This is a genomic window from Halomonas korlensis, assembly GCF_900116705.1.
GTDB classification, from domain to species: domain Bacteria; phylum Pseudomonadota; class Gammaproteobacteria; order Pseudomonadales; family Halomonadaceae; genus Halomonas; species Halomonas korlensis.
In genome coordinates, this window is the sequence record NZ_FPBP01000002.1 from 332,739 (window position 1) to 351,775 (window position 19,037).

General features: G+C 62.4%; 15 protein-coding genes. 2 read left to right on the plus strand and 13 right to left on the minus strand.

All coding sequences use genetic code 11. The features are described 5' to 3' along the window. Positions 1-28: 28 nt before the first annotated feature. The 4 genes from BM341_RS04285 to BM341_RS04305 form a co-directional block, all read right to left on the minus strand. Entirely contained in the window at positions 29-712 is a 684-nt protein-coding gene (locus BM341_RS04285) for a haloacid dehalogenase type II (protein ID WP_089793241.1), read from the minus strand. An 81-nt stretch (positions 713-793) separates the two neighbouring features. After that, positions 794-1,741, minus strand: coding sequence for a cyclodeaminase (locus BM341_RS04290; RefSeq protein ID WP_089793243.1), 948 nt, complete (start codon positions 1,739-1,741; stop codon positions 794-796). A 42-nt stretch (positions 1,742-1,783) separates the two neighbouring features. Then, positions 1,784-2,782 (minus strand): hydroxyectoine utilization dehydratase EutB, encoded by a 999-nt coding sequence (gene eutB, locus BM341_RS04295; RefSeq protein ID WP_089793245.1) that lies wholly within the window; start codon positions 2,780-2,782, stop codon positions 1,784-1,786. 324 nt (positions 2,783-3,106) lie between these two features. Further along, entirely contained in the window at positions 3,107-3,931 is an 825-nt protein-coding gene (locus tag BM341_RS04305) for an alpha/beta fold hydrolase (protein ID WP_089793247.1), read from the minus strand. Between the two features lie 742 nt (positions 3,932-4,673). Here BM341_RS04305 and BM341_RS19465 point away from each other — a divergent pair. After that, positions 4,674-4,814 (plus strand): MerR family DNA-binding protein, encoded by a 141-nt coding sequence (locus BM341_RS19465; RefSeq protein WP_245784156.1) that lies wholly within the window; start codon positions 4,674-4,676, stop codon positions 4,812-4,814. Positions 4,815-5,085: 271 nt separating this feature from the next. On the opposite strand, the gene BM341_RS04320 is transcribed toward BM341_RS19465, so the two are convergent. The 9 genes from BM341_RS04320 to doeA form a co-directional block, all read right to left on the minus strand. Then, positions 5,086-6,507 carry an aminotransferase gene (locus BM341_RS04320; RefSeq protein ID WP_089793251.1) on the minus strand — a complete coding sequence of 474 codons (1,422 nt, stop codon included), beginning with the start codon at positions 6,505-6,507 and terminating at the stop codon, positions 5,086-5,088. A gap of 191 nt (positions 6,508-6,698) precedes the next feature. After that, entirely contained in the window at positions 6,699-8,192 is a 1,494-nt protein-coding gene (locus BM341_RS04325; RefSeq protein WP_089793253.1) for an NAD-dependent succinate-semialdehyde dehydrogenase, read from the minus strand. A gap of 231 nt (positions 8,193-8,423) precedes the next feature. Further along, positions 8,424-11,207, minus strand: coding sequence for an aminotransferase class I/II-fold pyridoxal phosphate-dependent enzyme (locus BM341_RS04330; RefSeq protein ID WP_089793255.1), 2,784 nt, complete (start codon positions 11,205-11,207; stop codon positions 8,424-8,426). 54 nt (positions 11,208-11,261) lie between these two features. After that, positions 11,262-12,308 (minus strand): C45 family autoproteolytic acyltransferase/hydrolase, encoded by a 1,047-nt coding sequence (locus tag BM341_RS04335; RefSeq protein WP_245784157.1) that lies wholly within the window; start codon positions 12,306-12,308, stop codon positions 11,262-11,264. A gap of 14 nt (positions 12,309-12,322) precedes the next feature. Next, positions 12,323-13,903 (minus strand): biotin carboxylase, encoded by a 1,581-nt coding sequence (locus BM341_RS04340; protein ID WP_281246479.1) that lies wholly within the window; start codon positions 13,901-13,903, stop codon positions 12,323-12,325. A gap of 98 nt (positions 13,904-14,001) precedes the next feature. Then, positions 14,002-14,871: a carbon-nitrogen hydrolase family protein gene (locus BM341_RS04345; RefSeq protein WP_089793258.1), complete on the minus strand. Its 870-nt coding sequence runs from the start codon at positions 14,869-14,871 to the stop codon at positions 14,002-14,004. A gap of 171 nt (positions 14,872-15,042) precedes the next feature. Then, positions 15,043-15,534: an Lrp/AsnC family transcriptional regulator gene (locus BM341_RS04350; RefSeq protein WP_089793260.1), complete on the minus strand. Its 492-nt coding sequence runs from the start codon at positions 15,532-15,534 to the stop codon at positions 15,043-15,045. Positions 15,535-15,577: 43 nt separating this feature from the next. Further along, positions 15,578-16,606: a N(2)-acetyl-L-2,4-diaminobutanoate deacetylase DoeB gene (doeB, locus tag BM341_RS04355; RefSeq protein WP_089793262.1), complete on the minus strand. Its 1,029-nt coding sequence runs from the start codon at positions 16,604-16,606 to the stop codon at positions 15,578-15,580. A gap of 54 nt (positions 16,607-16,660) precedes the next feature. Continuing rightward, on the minus strand, positions 16,661-17,860 hold the full coding sequence (gene doeA / locus BM341_RS04360; RefSeq protein ID WP_089793453.1) for an ectoine hydrolase DoeA: 1,200 nt from the start codon (positions 17,858-17,860) through the stop codon (positions 16,661-16,663). Positions 17,861-18,076: 216 nt separating this feature from the next. Here doeA and BM341_RS04365 point away from each other — a divergent pair, with 216 nt between their 5' ends. Beyond that, positions 18,077-19,012 carry a 2-hydroxyacid dehydrogenase gene (locus BM341_RS04365; RefSeq protein ID WP_089793264.1) on the plus strand — a complete coding sequence of 312 codons (936 nt, stop codon included), beginning with the start codon at positions 18,077-18,079 and terminating at the stop codon, positions 19,010-19,012. Positions 19,013-19,037 lie beyond the last annotated feature (25 nt).

The window sequence follows — 19,037 nt, forward strand, 5'->3', positions numbered from 1 at the left end:
CGGGGCGCTGGTATGTCATTCCGGTGGTCTAGCCTAATCGCTCGGCCAGGGCATCGAGGTCGGGCACGGTCATGTCGGGCTCGATGCCCCATGGGTCGAAAGGCGCATCCAGACTGCGCCGAACCCAGGCGGCATGCAGGCCGGCATGGCGGGCACCGATCACGTCGAAGGGATTGCTGGAGACCAACCAGGTATCGCCAGGGGCGACCTCGAGGCGATTTCTAAGATGGGCATAGACGGCAGGGTCGGGCTTGAAGCGCTTGACCTCCTCCACGCTGATCACTTCATCGAAGCGCTCCCGGATGCCGGCCTGACTCAGCAGCCCTTCGACTGCCTCCCGACTGCCGTTGGAAAACGCCACGCAGGTTACGCCAGCTTCCTGAAAGCGTGCGAGCGCCGCCGCGGCATCGGGGAAGGCCGGCAAGCGGGCATAGGTCGCCATCAAGTGGTCCTTGTCAGCGTCGGAGAAACGCGTCTGCAGCGCGCGGTCCGTGAACTCCAGCGCCTCGCGGGTGCACTGCGAGAAGTCCACGTAATCCCCCATCAGGCCACGACGAAAACTGTATTCCAGTTGCTTGTCGCGCCAGCGGCGGGAGAACTCGGGGGCCAACGCTGCCTTACCGCCCGTCGCCAGGCGCGTTTCCAGCTCGGCGACCACGCCGTGGGTATCGATCAAGGTGCCGTAAACATCAAAGGCCAGTACCGTTGCCATGCTCTTGCTCCATCAATCCATCGATCATTCAAGCCTGCGCCAGGGCGAGGGCCAGGACAAGTCGACCTGTGGCGACAGACCTCAGCCGGCCACGAGCCTCGTCAGGGCGAAGTTGGCGATGGCGGTATCCTGCACGCCGGTGCCGGTGAGGTCGCACACCGTCAGCGTGTCGTCCGTCAGGCGCAACCGCTGTCTTTCGGCGATCACCCGGCCCAGTTCATGGACCTTGAAGGGCACCTCCCCGCCTTCGAACGCCTTGAGCTCCCCGTTGCCCTCGCTCTGGGCGCGCGTGTCGCAGACGAAGGCGTCGGCGCAGGTCAGCACCGTGGCATCCAGCTCTCGCTTGTCGGGGCTGTCCGAGCCCATGGCGGTGACATGCACGCCCGTGGGCAGATCCCGGGCATGCAGCAGCGGCACCCGTGACGGGGTGGCGGTGACAATGATGTCCACCGCGGCACAGGCCTCGGCCACCTCGTTGTGGACGTTCACCCTGAGCCCGTCGGCCCGGAGCCGCTCGGCGTAGGTCTCCGCGCCCTGCCGGCGCCGCGCCCAGACATCGACGGTGTCGATGTTGCGCACCAGGCGCAGCGCCTGTACCTGGCGTTCGGCCTGCTCCCCGGCGCCCAGTACCGCCACCCGGCAACTGCTCTCCCGCGAAAGGTGCTTGGCGGCGATGGCGCCGGCCAGCGCGGTGCGCACCAGAGTCAGATAGCCCTCATCGAACAGGATGGCATCCACCAGCCCGGTCTTCGCCGAAAAGACCATCATCAAACCGTTGAGGCTCGGCAAGCCGATCTTGGGATTATCGAAGAAACCGGGGCTGACCTTGATGGCGAATCGCTCGGCGCCGCGGATATGAGCGGTCTTGACGTCGACCTCGCCATTGGACTCCTCGATGGCCATAGAGAGAATCGGCGGCTGGATGACCTCGCCACGGCCCAGGGCTTTGAAGCCCGCTTCCACGGCGGCTAGCGCTTCGTGATCGAGCGTTACGGCGGCCATGATGGCCTCGCGGTCATAGCACTGCATGAAACGCCCCCTCTCCATTACACGCAACTCAATCAGCCTACCTCAGCGCCCCGCTAGGGCGCGAGCACGGTCGAAGGTCTCCAGTGCAACGCCATTGCCGGAGAGGATCAGGGCCACTTTCTGACCCCGCACGTCCAGCTTGTGCTCGACGATGGCGGCCAGCCCCACCGCCGCGGCCCCCTCCACCAGCAGTTTCTCGTGCTCGAGGATATCGACCATGGCGTGAGCGATGGCCACCTCCGAGACTTGAAAATGCTCATCCATCACCTCGCGGGCCAGCGCCAAGGTACAACGATTGTCGCGGCCAATCCCGCCGCCCAGCGAATCGGCCAGACTCGCCACCTCCTCGACTTCGACGGGCCTCCCGGCCTGCAGGCTCTTCCACATGGCGGCCCCGTCCGACAGGCTGACACCGGTGATTCGCGTCGCCGGCCGGATCGCCTTGATAGCGGCCCCGATACCACCCAGCAGACCGCCGCCAGAGAGCCCGACGAAGACCCGGTCCAGCTCCGGCGCGTCCTCCATCAGCTCCAGGCCGATAGTGCCCTGCCCTGCGGCGACCAGCGCATCGTCGAACGGCGGTATCAGGGTCATGCCTTCCTCATCGACCAGGCGCGCGACCTCGATGAACGCCTCGTCCTGGTTTCGCCCGACACGACGCACCTCGGCGCCCAGCACCTCGATAGCTACCACCTTGTTCGCAGGAACCAGCCGCGAGAGGCAGATCACCGCCGGCACGCCAAGATGCGCCGCCGCATGGGCCACCGCCCGGCCATGGTTACCGGTGGAAGCGGTCGTCACCCCTGCCCGCAGGGCGTCGCGGCCATGGCGCTCGATCAGCGCAGCGATCATGTTGGTCGCGCCACGCAGCTTGAAGGCGCCGGTCGGCTGGAGGGTCTCGAGCTTGAGCAGGATCTCGGCGTCAAAGCGTGCCGACAGCGCAGGCGAGCGGACCAGCGGGGTGCGCACGGCCTGTCCGGCGATACGTTGGCGGGCCTGGTAGAGGGAGCATAGGGAAACGCCGTGCCGGGGCAGAGTCATGCCGCAATCTCACTCGTTGAGTTGCCATGCGTCTTTATCATGCTAGTCAAACGAGTCATTGGCGGATAATGAGCGGCCATTCGTCGCCATTGCCTTCATCAGAAGTCACTCCTGGCTTGATGTCGTAATCCACGGCGCGAATCGTCTTGCCACTGACCTCCGTGCCGTTCCAGCTCGGACAGGACGTTACCCAGCAGTAGGGCACAAGAAGAGTCCGCCGGTGTGGGCTTCAGCGTGCAATTGATCGCAAGAGCCGTCAGGGTCATGTCTCGATCCTCCTGGAAAGTTTACCCTCCCGGGCAAGAGGAAAAACCAACATTCCATTCAGCTCGACAGGAACCTGCCGACACTTTCGGCAACCTCTTGGGGCCTCTCTTCGGTAATCCAGTGCGCGGCATCCACCCACTCGAGGCGAGCGTTGGGCAGCGTCGAGTTCAGTTTTTCCGCGTATTCGGGTTTCTGAAAAGGATCGTGGTGCCCCCATAGGATCAAGGTTTCATGGGGAAGATGCGGTAGTTCATCGGCGATGGCGAGCGTGTATTCGGGATTGAGCCTACGCAAATTTCGAAAGAAGGCCCGCTTGCCTGCTTCGCCTCGCCAAGGCTCCACCATTATGTCTGCAAGTTCCGCGGTGGCAACGCTCTGGTCATGGAGTCCCTTGGGGAGAAAATCGCGGTGCATCTGCTCGAAATCGCCTAGGCTCATCTGCTGCTCGGCGCCGGGGTCCCGCAGCGGCTCGAATTCGGGAATCGGCCAGGAATCGAAACATACCGCATCGGCCAGCACCAGACGCTCGATCCGCTCGGGATAATTCACGGCCATGATCTGCGCTACTCCGCCTCCAATATCATGCGCCACGATATCGGCCCGTCGGATGCCCAGCGCGTCCATCAAGCCAAGCATTATTCGACTTTGTGCCTCAATCGAGACGTTGGCGTCGAGCGGTTTATCCGATTTGCCGTAGTTCAGCATGTCGGGGGCGATCACGCGACGGTCGCGTGCCAGCGTTGGAATGACATTACGCCACATCAGGCTCGATGTGGGAATGCCATGCAACAAGATGACGGGATTGCCTTCGCCTTGTTCTAGGTAAGCGATGCGATGACCGTCGACATGCAAATACTGGTGGTTCAGGCTGGTTCCTTCCATTGCAACGACTCCAGAGATTGATGGCTACTACGCTATGACCTGAAAGCATCAAGAACGCGGCTATCTAAATTTCACGCTCGATGCAGTAAATAAACGACAAGCCCCAGCGCTCCCGCTACCGTGGCGACCTTTTCACCGTAGAGAAGTGGCGGCTAAGTGCGGCACGAAGAGTGAGAAAGGACCGCATCATTTCGCATCCTCTTAACCTTCATGTCACCTCTAAATTGAACAGGTGCGCCTGGTGGATCTGTAAAATGGCTCGGTAACCTCAAAATAGGAACGACCAGTACAGAAGTCAAAGATACATGGATGCTCTTTCCTCCTCCGCAACGTTCAGAGCCTCGAGCCGACGTCAGAGGCGACGGTGGGATAGGCAAACATAGCCGTCTTGAGGTCCGCAGTGGTAAGGCCGTGGCGTATGGCCAGGGCGAACACGTTGATTGACCTTTTCCAGAGAGCCTGCCGTGCCTAAAATCCCGAACCAGGCTAAAAAGTAGGCCTGTAGCCGTCTTTAAGACTAGCTCGAAACCAGCGCCCTTTTCGGTGCGAGAAAGCATACGGCAAGATCGTGAGGCAGTTGGCCGCTATCCCCCGGCAGCAGGAGAGGTGTTTCACATCCTTGGTGAAAGTCTGGGCGCAGAGCTTGAGACCCTCCACCATGGTCAGGTAGGGAAATAGCTCATCGCCGAGCTCCTGCCCGGCCATCCTTGCACGCAACGCCAGCGCCGCCGATATCGACAGGTTGACGTTCGCGAAGACGGCGCAGCAACTGGGCTTCAGCCTCAAAGAGGTTGGAGACCTGCTCCGGCTGGAAGATGGCACCCACCGTCAGGAAGTCAGCGAGCTCGCCGTGAAAAAATTGCGGAACGTGCGGGAAACTTGATCGACTGCAGCCGATCGAGAAAGTGCTGAGAGACTTTTTGCAACAATGTCACGCCCAGCAGGACAGCGTCACCTGCCCCCTGATCGCGTCGTTGTATGAAGGAACCGGGAAAGGTCGGCCGCCCGAGATAAAATCATGTTGAGTTCTCTGTCATCCCATACTCAAGTGCGGCGTGCTCGCAGCTTCATCGACATAGAGAACTTAGATACAAAGAACAAAAAATGGCCGAGAGGTACTTCCCCGCGGCCATTGGGTTCGGCTGGGATTCGGTTTAGCCGACTGGCATTGTTGCCTTGACCACACCCTCACGAACCAGCTGCTCGGTGACCTTGTCCACCGCGCGCTTGGCGCGGGCAACGATCTCGTCGACCTCGGCACGGCTGGTGGTCAGCGGCGGCGCGAAGCCCAGGATATCCCCCTGCGGCATGGCGCGGGCGATGAGGTTCTCCTGCATGGCTGCGGCGGCGATGCGCGGACCGACCTTGAGCGCCGGATCGAAATGCGCCCGCCTGGCCGGGTCGGCGGAGAACTCCACCGCCGCCAGCATGCCCACGCCGCGCACCTGACCGACGATGGGGTGATCGCCGAAAGCCACCTGAAGTTGCTGCTGCAGGTAGGCGCCGGTCTCGGCGGCATTCTGAGTCAGTCCTTCGCGCGCGATAATCGCCAGGTTGGCCAGGCCCGCGGCGCAGCCCAGCGCATGGCCGGAGTAGGTCCAGCCGTGGCCGATCGGGCCGTACTCGCCGGTGCCCTGCTCGAGCACCTGCCAGACGCGGTCGCCGACGATCACGCCCGAGAGCGGCTGGTAAGCGCTGGTCAGGCCCTTGGCCACGGTGATCAGGTCGGGCTTGATGCCGTAGAAGTGACTGCCGAATTCGGTGCCGATGCGCCCGAAACCGCAGACGACCTCGTCGGCGATCAACAGGACGTCGTACTTGGTGAGCACGGACTGGATCTCGGCCCAGTAGCCTTCCGGCGGCGGCACGATGCCCCCAGTACCGAGCACCGGCTCGCCGATGAAGGCGGCCACGGTGTCCGGCCCTTCGGCCAGGATCATCTTCTCGAGCTTCGTCGCGCAGTGCTTGGAGAACTCACGCTCGGTCATGCCCTCGAGCTCGGCGGCGCGGTGGTAGTAGAACGGCGCTTCGGTGTGGCGAATGGTGTCGATCGGCAGGTCGAAGTGGTCATGAAATGCCTTGAGGCCGGTCAAGGAACCCGAGGCGATACCGGAGCCGTGGTAGCCACGCATCCGCGAGATCACCTTCTTTTTCTGGGGGCGGCCCAGCACGTTGTTGTAGTAACGCACGATCTTGAGCTGGGTCTCGTTGGCGTCCGAGCCCGACATGCCGTAGTAAACCTTGGACATGCCCGGACCGTAGAGCTCGAGGATCTTCTCGGAGAGCGCGATCTGCGGCTCGTTGGAGTGCCCCACATAAGTATGATAGTAGGACAGCTCCAGCGCCTGCTGGTAGATTGCTTCGGCGACCTCGGTACGGCCATAGCCGATGTTAACGCAGTAGAGCCCGGCAAACCCGTCGATGAACTCGCGGCCATCCTTGTCGACGATATGAATGCCCTTGCCGCCGGTAATCACCCGCCCCGGCGCATCGCCATGGGCGAAGTCGCGCAGGTGGGTGGAGGCATGGAAGGTCACCTTGCGATCGCGCTCGATCAGGTCCTGGTGCAAGCTCATATCTCTTCTCTCTCAGGTAAACTCCCCGGCTGCACCGGGGAGGATATTCAATTGATGGTAACAACTAATCATGAGAGCTCTGCGAGCGAAGGCCAGACAAGGCGGATCTTGACGAGAACAGCGGAGTTTACGTTCTGTAAATGAGCATGTTCGAATAAAGATCCAACGCCGCATGGCCGAGCGCAGCAAGCTCAACTACCAGAAACGGAGCCCAGCCCACCCAGGCAGTAATACTTGGTCGAGAGGTACTCATCGATCCCGGTGATGCCGCCCTCGCGGCCCAGCCCCGATTGCTTGACGCCGCCGAACGGCACCGGGGGCCCGGTCATCTTCACCGAGTTGACGCTGACCATGCCGTACTCCAGCGCGCGCAGCAGCTTCCAGATGCGGCGAATGTCATGGGTGTAGACGTAGGCCGCCAGGCCGTACTCGGTATCGTTGGCCATCTCGATGACCTGGTCGTCATCGGCGTAGGCGGTGATGCCGGCCACCGGGGCGAAATTCTCTTCGCGCCAGACCTTCATCTTCGGCGTCACGCCGGTCAAAAGCACCGGCATGAAAAAGTTCGGGCCGGGCGCGGCGCCCTGGTCGCCGGCCACCAGGGTGGCGCCCCGCGAGATGGCATCGTCGACGATGGCGGCGGCCTTCTCCACCGCCTGGCGATGGATCAATGGCCCCAGGTCGACCTCGCTTTCCAGGCCGTTACCCACGGTCAGCGCGGCCATGCGCTCGGCAAACTGCTCAACGAATTGATCATGAATCGACTCGTGGACCAGGATGCGATTGGCCGCCAGGCAGTCCTGACCGGCGGTCTGGAACTTGGCCGCCACGGCGGCATAGGCCGCTTCCTTGGGGTCCATGTCCGGGCCGACGATAAAGGGCGCGTTGCCGCCCAGCTCGAGAGAGACACGTTTCACGGTACTCGCGCTTTGCTCCAGCAGCAGCCGACCCACGCGGGTGGAGCCGGTGAAGGAGAGCGCCTTGACCCGCTCCTCGGCACACAGCAGTTTCGACACCTCGGGCGGGTCGCCCAGCACCACGTTGAACACACCGGCGGGAATCCCGGCCCGCTCGGCCAGCTCGGCCAGTGCCAGCGCCGAGAACGGGGTCTCGTTGGCGGGCTTGACGATCACCGTGCAGCCCGCCGCCATGGCCGCCGCGGCCTTGCGGGTGATCATCGCCAGCGGGAAGTTCCACGGCGTGATCAGTGCGGCGATACCTACCGGCTCCTTGATCGTGCCCAGCGCCGCGTTGGGAATGTGGCTCGGAATGGTCTCGCCGAAGGTGCGCTTGCCCTCCTCGGCGAACCAGCGCACGAAGCTGGCGCCATATTCCACCTCGCCACGCGCATCGGGCAACGGCTTGCCCTGCTCCAGCGTCATGATGGTAGCCAGATCCTCGCGATTGGCCTGCAGCAGGTCATACCAGGCGAGCAGGCGCTCGCAACGCTCGTCGGCACGCAAGGCCCGCCAGTGCACGAAGGCTGCGTCGGCCGCGTCCACCGCGGCGAGGATCTGATCGGCCTCAAGCCAGGGGATATGCCCCAGGGCTTCGCCGGTGGCCGGATCGATCACGGCCTCTTCGCGGCCGCCATCGCCATGGGTCCACTTGCCATCGACATAGGCGTACTGGCGAAACAGACGCGGATCTTCCAGAGCATTCAACAAAGTCTTGGACAGTTTCATGAGTACCTCCCCTGACACCGCGGCAGGGAACGGTCCTGCCGGGGCAATAAATGGCCGGGCCGCCTGATCGACAAGCATCCTGGGCGACTCGATGAAGACAGGGTAAGGGATTCGACGAGAGGGGACTTTTTGTTAATGGCACACTTTGCCAGAGAATCTTTTGTCCTGAGCGGGAAACGTGCGGTTTTTTCTGCGCATACGAGTACCGCCCCCGGCGAGGGGGCGGAAGGCTCAGCCGTTCGGGGGGTCGACCAGCGCCTGCTCGGTGAAGACCAGCAGACCGAGCTCGGGGCGATAGCCATGGATCTCGGTCACATCGAGTGCCTGCAGGAAGTAGAGAATTTCCTCGCTGACCACCTGCCCCGGCACCAGCACCGGGAAGCCCGGCGGATAGGGAATCACGAAGCTTGCCGACACCACGTCACGGCCGGCACGCATCTGCGCCTGAAGCTCGCCGTTGTCGAAACGCAGGTACTCGGTATTTTCCTCGTCATAGCTCAGGAAATAGGCACGACGGATATCCCCCTCCGGCGTGTTCCCGTCCGGGTCGGGCCGGAAGGCATCGTGGAAGCGACTGAAGTCCGGTAGCGGGGGAAGCTCCTGGGTGAGCGAGCGTACCCGGTTCTCGATGATCTTGCGCTCGGGGCGACTGCTCTCCTCCCAGCGGTATTCGAACTCCTTGGCCAGCTTGATCAGCACATCGAGCAGATAGGCGATGGAACCGCGCGTGGTGCCGATATTGGTCATGAACAGCACGGTGTTGCGCGAGGTCTTGTTGATCTGAATGCCGTACTTGTTCATCAGGTATTCGTTCTTGAAGGAGTCGCCGTCGACCCCGGTCGTGCCGATGGCGATGGTCACCCGGGTCGGGTCGACCACGAACTGGTCGCGCGCCCAGGCTTCTTCCATCTGGTTCCAGCCGGTCACCGGGTCGTAGTAGGACTCGACACCCGACTCGCGATATTCTTCGGGCACCATGTCGCTGTTCTTGAGTACCCGGAAGTACTTCTGCAGCAGCGGGTGGGTGTACAACTGCTCGCGCAGCGTCAGTGCTGCCTCTACCTGCGAGTGCACCAGTTCGAAACCTTCCATCTCGGCCTGCATGCGCCCAACGTCCAGCGAGGCGATGATCTGATAGTTGGGCGAAGTGGAAGTGTGGGTCATGTAGGCTTCATGGAACGGCGCCTCTACCCGCTGGCGGTAGTCCTGGTCCCAGACGTGAATCATCGAGCCCTGGCGCAGCGAGGTCAGGGTCTTGTGCGTGGAGTGCGTGGCATAGGCACGGATGCGCACGGTCTCGGGGTCCGGCATCAAGCGACGGTCGAGCCAGGTGGCGTCATCATCGGGGTCGAGCTGGTCGAACTCGGCCTTCCAGATAGCGTACTCATCCCGGTAGCTGGCACTGCGGTAGCGATCGCACAGGGTACGCGCGGTATGCATCGCGGTGCGCGGCCGATAGGTGGGGTTGAAACCCGCGAAGGCGAACCAGGCCTCGTCCCAGAGGAACACCAGATCGGGCTTGATCGCCAGACACTCTTCCATCACCCGGCGCACGTTATAAACCACACCGTCGAAAGTGCAGTTGGTCAGCAGCAGCATCTTGACCTTGTGGAGCTGACCGGCACGCTTGTAGCTCAACAACGTCTTCTTGATGTCATGCAATGGCACCGCACCGTACATGGAGTAATCGTTGAGCGGGTAGGAGTCCAGGTAACTCACATGGGCGCCGGCCAGCACCATGCCGTAGTGATGCGACTTGTGGCAGTCGCGGTCGATCAACACGATATCGCGGGGCTTGACCAGCGCCTGGACCACGATCTTGTTGGCGGTAGAGGTGCCGTTGGTCACGAAGAAGCTCTGCCGCGCCCCGAAGGCCCGGGCGGCATACTCCTGGGCCTTCTTGATCGGGCCGTAGGGTTGCAGCAGTGAGTCGAGCCCGCCGGAGGTCGCCGACGTCTCGGCGAGGAAGATGTTGATGCCGTAGAAGTCGATCATCTGCCCGGCCCAGTGTGACCGGGTAATCGACTTGCCGCGCGAGATGGGCATGGCATGAAAGACCCCGGTGGGCTTCCTGCTGTACTCACGCAGGGCATCGAAGAACGGCGTGCGGTAGCGGTTGTCGATGGCTCGCAGGATGGTGTGATGCTGCTCGATATAGTCCGTTTCGCGATAGAAGATGCGGTTGAAGTAACGGATGTCGCGGCTCGCCGTTGCCTCGACATCCCCGCTGGTGACCAGGAACTGGTCGATCTCGGGGCGCAGCTCGTTGATCATCGAGCTCAACAGGATGCTGCGCTCCGCCTCGGACTGGTTTTCCAGCGACTTCTCCGAGAGACCCTCGAGGTAGTTGCGCAGGGCACTGAGGTTGTACTTTGACTTGTAGGGAAACTCATAGCGGATCAGGCAGGCCTGGATATTGGGATTGACCAGCACCGCGATCAACGCGTCCTCAAAGCTTCTCACCGTGACCACGTCGTAAACGAAACGGTCCTCGGGACGGCGCATGTTGTGGAACGCCTCGCGGACCACCTCCTCCTCCTGGGGAGACAGGTTGTCGACGATCAACAGCTCGAAATACGGCTGCGCCGAGCTGTTCGATGCCGGATGGCCACGCCGCAGCTGGTTCAGGGCATCCAGGGTCTCGAGGTCTTCGGCATCGGCATCGGTTTCGCTGAGATCCACATGCCGCCGACGATAGGATTCGCTGATCAGCGCGCGCACCAGGCGCTTGACCACCTTCTCCAGCAGCACGTATTCCCCTCGGTTGAACAGCCCCCATAGATGCCGAAAGTCCTCCTTGGAAGGAAAGGCATGGTAGTCCTCGATGATTTCCAGTCGGGTCAGCTTGACGTCGATGGCCTTGATCAGGTTCTTGTCACGACTCCCGTCATCCAGGCGCACCAGCTGGCCGAGATCCCGCTTGAGGGCGTTCCAGGTATCGGCACGCAGTTGCGAGATCTTGTGGTAAAAACCCAATGCGGTATAAGGCGTTTCGGAATTGCTTGTCTCTTGCATGACGGCACCCGTGCGTAATGGAGATGATCGAAGGCCTTAGCCTGCCCCGGGGCTTCACCCGACATTCAGGTTGCGCGCACCGTAACGGACCATCAGTTGTTGTTCGGAAAAATCATCGAAGGAGAAGTCGAGCCATTTGCCCGGCCAATGGAACCGCGCCTGTCCGGCGCGAGGGTGATAGACCGCGGTATAGATGGTGCCCAGCCCACGTGAATAGTCGTGGCGAAACAGCGGCGGGGACGAGAAGGCCGAGATCAGGCGCTCCTCAGTCGTGGCCTCGTCGTCGACCAGGATCGACAGCTGACGCTCGCGGATCAGCGTCTCGGAGGCCAGGGCGTGTGCATACCACTCGATCTTCTTCTGATGATTGGTGGCCACCGCGACACGTCGGATGCTGGCCCGCCGGTCAGGTGCGATCATCGCCGTGACGTAGCGCCCGGCCGCATCGGCCACGGTGATGTTGTAGGCCATGTGAGTCGGCACCCGGGCCAGCACCTCGGCGGCTTCGGGGACGCTGTCGCAGAACTCGAGGATGTAGCGCAGGATGATCGGCGCGCCGAACCCGTCGCCCACCGCCTTGCGGCCACCGAAGGCCAGCGACACGGTCAGGCCGCGATCGTTGAGGCCATCCAGCACGCCCCATAGGCAGTCGGACATGGCGATCACCCCACGTCCGTTCCAGTTGGTGTAGAGAATCGTGCCTTCACACAGCTCCGGCGGGTAGTCGTAGTTGCGCGCCAGCACCGTCGAGGATGGGCTTGCCAGCACCGCCTGGGAGCAGCCGGTGATGTAGGGTGGTGGCTGGTAGAGACTCAGGAAACGCGAGGCCAGGTCTCCCCCGCCGGCCAGGTCGCACAAGGTCTGGTAGGTCGGCACCAGCTCGGGCATATGCTTTTTCAGCGCGTTATAGCAGGCCAGATAGGCGGGACGCTCGCGCTCGCCCTCGGCCAGGTACCACTGCTCATAGGCCGGCCAGTGGTAGTCGAACAACGACTGCCACTTGGGGCCCGGCGGCCCCTCGCGCACCGAACGAAAAACCAGCGTCTTTTCCATGTCGGCCAGTGAAGCGCCACGCGAGGTGACGCTTCTTACCTCCCTCAAGGAATCCTGCCTTCTCAAAGAATCTTGAAGTTGCCGCCGCCAACGGCATGGCTGACCGCAACCTCCTCCACGACCGGGTCCTGCAGCGACTGGCCGGCATACTGGCCGCGGATGCCGGCGATCCAGGCGTGGGCCCGTTCGTTGAGCTGGAAGTCATCGTCCATCAAGCGCCCACGGGTGATCAGGATGCCCAGGTCCGCCCCTTCGTAGCGGAAGTCGCCGGCCCCGCTGATGCGTAGAAAAAAGGCTTCGTTCTCATTCTCGGCAGCGTGCGGGTGGTAATTATAGTGATCGTAGGCAATGACACCGTCCGAGGTCATGCGCCACAGGCCGGTGCGCGGGGCCTGGGTGAGCAGGTCGACGCTCTCGTCGGTGTGCTTGATCACCAGCTGGCTCCAGCTGTCGACACTGTCCGGATGAGACCAGCGCTCGTTGATCTCGTCGATGTCGAGATCGAAATCGGCGTCCGAGAACTCCAGCAGATGGAAGAGAAACAGCGGGATATCGGAGTGGGCGAAGGCCGCGACGTTGGTCAGCGAGCTTGCGCCGGTGACCCGCGGGTTGAGCTCGCCGAGATAGACCTCCATTGAATCCATGTCGACCAGGAAGTCGAGCTCGAAATATCCACGGTAACCCTCCTCCCGCAGCGCCTCGCCGAAGAGGAAAGTATATTCACGCGCCTTGTCGCGCACTTCCTGACTGAAGGCACCGGCAAACATCTCGTTGCCGCACCAGCCGCCTTTATAGGGCGTCAGCGACTTGAAGCCCACCAGCTCGGTCATCAACGGACCCACCACGGTGCCGCAACGGGTGGAGCAGGCCTCGATGGCCGAGCCGCGACAATTGATGCGCTTCATGATCTTGACCTCGGATTCGGCCTCGATCTCTTCGGCATGCTTGTAATAGTCGTCTTCGCTGGCAATGAAGAAGGTGGTGTGGCCGGAATCGCCGAAAGCGGTCTGTACGACCAGGTCGGTGCCCAGGTCGCGGCTGACCTCACACAACTCCTGATAGCTGCCGACCTTGGCCAGTACGTTGGGCACGCTGGGCACGCCCACCTTGTTGCCGATGCGCACCGTCTCGATCTTGTTGTCCATGCGGCTACGCAGCGCCGCCGGCGGGAAGGCAACCTTGAGTCCCAGCTGCTGGCAGATCTCTTCGGTGTGCTCATCGAACATCAGGAACGCGGCCACACCGGCATTGTCGCCATCGGCGCGTGACTGAATGAAGTCGATGACCTCCTTGTGCTCGAGCAGGTAGTTGTTGATGTCCTCGATGCTTTCGAAATCGCGGGGGAATTTCTGCTTGGGGACGAAGACGTTGCGCTGCTGGCCCTCGAAGCAATCGATGTAATTGATGTGGCGGAAGTTACCCACCCAGTCGCCAATGCCAAGCAGGTTGAAATTGGTCGCCGAAATGAAGTAGATCGGCTCCTTGTTGTTCAGGAAGTGTCGGCGGACATCGGCAATGTTTTTTATTCTGCTCATCGGGGTCGCTCCATCGGTCTTGGCAGGCACCGGCCCGGCACCAGCAGGCACGGCAGTGGCAAACACTTGCGTTGGTAGCTGGCCAAACAGACGACGCAAGGCCAACATCAGGCGCTCGAGAATATTGTTCTCCTTTATGAGCTATTAACATTCTTGTTTTTTGCCTCACCGTCACTTGGCGGCGAGTGCCGGTCAGTCGTCATCGATCAGTAGTCCTCGACATTGGCCCGCAATGGCTTGGCCAGCGGGCCTAGGGTGTCGAGAAACGGCGTGGAGCGGGTTTCGCCCTGGTACAGCGAGAAGTCGACGCTGCGGTCGCGGAAGCTCTTCAAGGGCTGACCCAGGCCGCGCAGGCCGGTCTCACGCTCGCGACGCACCCGGTTGAGGTCGATCTCGATGGGCATGACTTCTTCTCCCGTACCGGCCTGATGGATGACGTCACCCGAGGGTCCGACGACGATGGAGCGGCCGTTACCGATGGCGCCGGCGCCATTGATATCGAAGAAGTAACATTGATTGATCGCGGCATTGGTTCGAGCAATCGACAGCTCGATGTCACGATCGATGGTATCGGTCATGGTGGGATGCAGGATCACCTCGGCGCCCATGGCGGCAAGGGTGCGGGTCGTCTCGGGGAACCACATGTCATAGCAGATCGAGACCCCGAAGCGCGCCACGTTGGGCACGTCGAAGGTGACGAACTCGCTGCCGCTCTCCACGCCCGCCTCATAGGGGAGGAAGGGGAACATCTTGCGATAGCGGGCCACGACCTGGCCATGCGGGTTGATCACCGACAGGGTGTTGTAGATCCGGTCATCGACCTTCTCGAACATCGAGCCAGGAATCAACCAGATGCGATGCTGCTCGGCGAGCTGGCAGAACATGGCTTCGGCATTGCTGGGCATCGGGTGGGCATGGAGCGGCGAGGCACCCATCGGCATCAGTTCACTGAACAGTACCATCTGGACTTGCGGGAAGCGGCTCATCAGCACATCGACCCGATGGCGCATGGCCTGGGTGTTGTCGCCGTGATGAAGGGCGTGCATCTGCACGCCGGCAATCGTGAAATAGGACATCGTGGTCTCTCTTCGTCAGGCGATCTCGAAATTCTTCCAGGGCGCTGTCGACACCGACCGGCACCATGCCGGTGGGATCGCCCGGCGGGGGTGAGTCTGGCTCACTAATGATGTACAAGCTTAAGCCAGTTCTTACGTCAATGACATCAACGCTGAAGTTTCGCTTGAGGTTTATCGACGCTGGAAATCCTGCACCACATCGTCTAGCGAGACACCCGGCGCGGGGCGCTTGACCGTCTTGGTGACGATGTAGGTGAAGTAGCGCTCGATGCCCGCCTCGCCGGTCAGCCAGGCATCGATCAAGCGTTGATAGGCATCGATGGAGTCGGCCTCGACCTTGATCAGGTAATCGACGCCACCGCCCACCGCCACGCATTCGGTGACCTCGGGCGTGGCGTGAACCAGCGCCTCGAAACGCGCGAAGCTGTCGGCATTGTGCGCCTTGAGCTCGATCTGCACCCACACTGGCGTGCGCCGCACCACCGCCTCGGCGTTGATACGCGCGCCGTAACCCTCGATGATGCCGGCCTTCTCCAGCCGGCGGACCCGCTCCCAGCAGGGGCTGACCGAGAGGTTGATTGCCTCGGCCAGTTTCGACTTGGTAATGCGCCCGTCTCGAGACAGAATCTCGAGGATCTTCAGGTCATAGCGATCAAGCTTCATGCGCGTCTCTGGTGGCAGGCTTCATGCGTTTCTCGGGCAGTGATCATCCCAATGAATCGACGACTTCGGCGATGACAGCGATGGTATCGCCCATATTGACCTGCGCCGGGAAACGACGTGCCGCGAGCAGGCCACTGCGCTGCGCGCGATATTCCACCGGCGGCGTGCCGCTGCGGGTCATGTCGTAGATCCGAGCGATGACCTCGCCCTTCTCCACAGGCTCGCCCAGCGCCAGCGTCAGCTCCAGCAGGCCGGTATGCTCGCTCTGCACATAGCAACTGGCGTCGGGCATGTCGAGGTAGACCTGCGGCTCGGTGGGCATTGTCACCTCACCTCGGGTGAGGCCGAACTGGATCAGGAAATTGCGGATGCCGCGCTCGGTGATCGCCAGGCTCTGTGGCGTGGAGGTGCCGCCGCCGCCGAGCTCGGTGGCGACGAACACCTTGCCCTGGGATTCCACCACGGTATCGAAAAGCGCTGCGGCGTCGAGCTCGAACATCATCATGGCGTAAGGGGCGCCGAAGGCCTTGGCGCCCTCCAGGGCTTGGCGCTGCTGGTCAGCGTTGTCGAGCACGTGGGAGGCGCCGAAGGGGATGATGTCCAGGGTGCGTCCGCCGGAGTGAAGATCGAGCACCACATCGCACAGCGGCACCATTACCCGCGTGAAGTAATCGGCGATCTTCTGAGTCACCGTGCCATCGGGGTTGCCGGGGAAGCTGCGATTGAGGTTGCCGCCATCCATGGGTGAGGTGCGCTTGCCGGCCATCGCCGCGGGGACGTTCATCATCGGCACGATGATCACCCGACCGGTCACGTCCTCGGCCTTGAGGTCGCTGGCGAGTTTCATCAGCGCGGTAATGCCTTCGTACTCGTCGCCATGGTTGCCACCGGTCAGCAGCGCCGTGGGCCCGGGGCCATTCTTGACCATGGTAACCGGGATCATCACCGCGCCCCAGGCCGACTCATCGACGGAGATGGGCAGCTTGAGAAAGCCGTGCTGGACGCCATCCGCGTCGAAGTCCACGGTGGCGCTGATCGGGCTGGGCCGCATTGGGCCGGATCGGTTGGTCATGACAGATTCCTTCTTGGCAAACCGCTTGAGTGCGCTAACACGGGCAAGTGAGCGTTACTTCACGAACAGCTGGCGTGGGAAGTCGGCCAGGGTCTCGCATCCCGTCTCGGTGATCAGGATGCTCTCGGTGATCTCAAGGCCCCAATCGTCTTCCCACAGGCCGGGCATGAAATGAAAGGTCATGCCCGGTTGCAGGATCGTCTCATCCGAGGGACGCAGACTCATGGTGCGCTCGCCCCAGTCCGGGGGATAGCTGATACCGATAGGATAGCCGCAACGCGCACCTCCCCGGTCGAAGCCGTACTTGTCCATCGCCGCCCCCAGGGCCATGGCGATATCGGCGGTACGATTGCCGGGCTTGGCCACCGCCAGGCCGTTCTCGATACCCTCGAGCAGCGCCGATTCGGCGCGCACGAACTCGGCCGGCGGCCGGCCCAGGAACACCGTGCGCGACATCGGTGCATGGTAGCGCTTGAACACCCCGGCGATCTCGAAGAAGGTCCCCTCGCCCTTGCGAAAGGGGGTGTCGTCCCAGGTCAGGTGGGGGGCGGCAGCGTCCTTGCCGGTGGGCAGCATCGGCACGATGGCCGGATAGTCGCCGCCATGCACCTTGCCGTTGTCGTCGACCCAGCCCTCGATCCCCACCCGGTAGATCTCGGACACAAGCTTGCTCTTGGGCAGACCTGGCTCGATGACCTCGAGGATACGCGTATGCATGCCTTCGACGATCCTGGCCGCCACCCGCATGTAGGCGACCTCCTGAGGCGACTTGATGGCGCGACACCAGTTAACCAGGGCGTTGGCATCCATGAAGCGCGCATGCGGCAGTTCACGCTGCAGGCTCAGGTAGGCCTTGGCCGAAAAATAGTAGTTATCCATTTCCATGCCCACCATGCCCTGATGCCAGCCGCGGTCGGGCATGATCGACTGGGCCAGGTAATCCATGGGGTGCATATCCGGATTCTGCACATAATAATCCGGGTAATAGGTAATGTTGTCAGGATGGATCCAGCAGGTACGCAGCGCCCCGTTGGCGTCCATGCGCCGGCCGTACCAGACAGGCTCGCCCTCCAGCCCCACCAGGACGCACTGGTGCACATAGAACGACCAGCCATCGTAGCCGGTCAGCCAGGCCATGTTGGAAGGATCGCTGATGATCAGCACGTCGATGCCACGACTGGCCATCTCGGCGCGTACCTTCCACAGTCGACCGGCATACTCCTCACGCGTGAAAGGCAGGGAAACCTCAGTCATGGCACCACTCACCGTCGCATCATCAAGAAAACCGGCCTTCTCCCTGGCGAGAAGGCCGGACCGGGGTGTCATGGCGTTGCTCAATTAGCACCCGCATCAGAGGGGAGGTTAATCCCTAGGTACGGTAGCCGGTCAAGCATTTCCTTTCCACCGTCGCGCCTTGCAGCCACGCCGCGCGACTCCCATCATGACAGGGAGTTACCAGGAGGAGACTTCATGAAGGTTATGGTGCATATCGATGATGCCGATCAGTGGCGCCACGCCCTGGCCGAGCGCCTGCCCGAGGCCGAGATCATCACCAGCGGGGCACCGGTTGCCGAGCGACGCGACGTCGACTACCTGGCGGTGTGGAAACCCTCCGAGGCGATGCTGCGCGAGCCGACCCGCCTCAAGGGCATCGTCAACCTCGGCGCCGGGGTCGACGCCCTGCTGAGCAACCCCGGGCTCCCCGCGGATGTGCCGATCGTCAAGCTGCGCGACGCCGGCATGGCCGAGCTGATCGGCGACTACGTGCGCTACGGCGTGCTGCACTTTCAGCGCGACTTCGACCGCTACGCGCGCCAGCAGGCCCGCGGCGAATGGCACGAGCATGCCGTGGTCGACAAGGCCGACTGGGCGGTGGGCGTCCTCGGGCTCGGTGCCATCGGCGCCAAGGTGGCTCGCATGGTCGCCGACGACGGTTTTACTGTGCATGGCTGGAGCCGCTCGCCAAAGTCGCTCGAGGGCATCACCTGCCATCACGGCGACGACGGTCTCGCCGACCTGCTCGGCCGGGTATCGACGCTGGTGCTGCTGTTGCCCGACACCCCGGCGACGCGCCATATCATCAATGCCGAGACGCTCTCGGCGCTGCCGCCGGGCGCCAGCCTGATCAATCCGGGCCGTGGCACGCTGATCGACGAAGCCGCCCTGCTCGATGCCTTGGGGGATGGAGCGACAGAGGGCCGGCTGCGTGGCACCATCCTCGACGCCTTTCCCCGCGAACCACTGCCCGCCGACAGCCCCTTGTGGACGCACCCGCGTGTCTGGGTCACCCCCCATATGGCCGGCCCCACCCCCCTCAAGGCGGCGCTGGATCAGGTAGCTGACGCCCTGCGTGCCTTCGAAGCGGGCAAGGCGCTTGACACCGTCGACCGCGACGCCGGCTATTGAATCGCCCTACACTTCGGTCCGGTCA

Coding starts and splice junctions, on each gene's coding strand:
- BM341_RS04285 (WP_089793241.1), bottom strand. CDS start 712: ATGGCAACGGTACTGGCCTTTGATGTTTACGGCACCTTGATCGATACC.
- BM341_RS04290 (WP_089793243.1), bottom strand. CDS start 1,741: ATGCAGTGCTATGACCGCGAGGCCATCATGGCCGCCGTAACGCTCGAT.
- eutB (WP_089793245.1), bottom strand. CDS start 2,782: ATGACTCTGCCCCGGCACGGCGTTTCCCTATGCTCCCTCTACCAGGCC.
- BM341_RS04305 (WP_089793247.1), bottom strand. CDS start 3,931: ATGGAAGGAACCAGCCTGAACCACCAGTATTTGCATGTCGACGGTCAT.
- BM341_RS04320 (WP_089793251.1), bottom strand. CDS start 6,507: ATGAGCTTGCACCAGGACCTGATCGAGCGCGATCGCAAGGTGACCTTC.
- BM341_RS04325 (WP_089793253.1), bottom strand. CDS start 8,192: ATGAAACTGTCCAAGACTTTGTTGAATGCTCTGGAAGATCCGCGTCTG.
- BM341_RS04330 (WP_089793255.1), bottom strand. CDS start 11,207: ATGCAAGAGACAAGCAATTCCGAAACGCCTTATACCGCATTGGGTTTT.
- BM341_RS04340 (WP_281246479.1), bottom strand. CDS start 13,903: ATGTTGGCCTTGCGTCGTCTGTTTGGCCAGCTACCAACGCAAGTGTTT.
- BM341_RS04345 (WP_089793258.1), bottom strand. CDS start 14,871: ATGTCCTATTTCACGATTGCCGGCGTGCAGATGCACGCCCTTCATCAC.
- BM341_RS04350 (WP_089793260.1), bottom strand. CDS start 15,534: ATGAAGCTTGATCGCTATGACCTGAAGATCCTCGAGATTCTGTCTCGA.
- doeB (WP_089793262.1), bottom strand. CDS start 16,606: ATGACCAACCGATCCGGCCCAATGCGGCCCAGCCCGATCAGCGCCACC.
- doeA (WP_089793453.1), bottom strand. CDS start 17,860: ATGACTGAGGTTTCCCTGCCTTTCACGCGTGAGGAGTATGCCGGTCGA.
- BM341_RS04365 (WP_089793264.1), top strand. CDS start 18,077: ATGAAGGTTATGGTGCATATCGATGATGCCGATCAGTGGCGCCACGCC.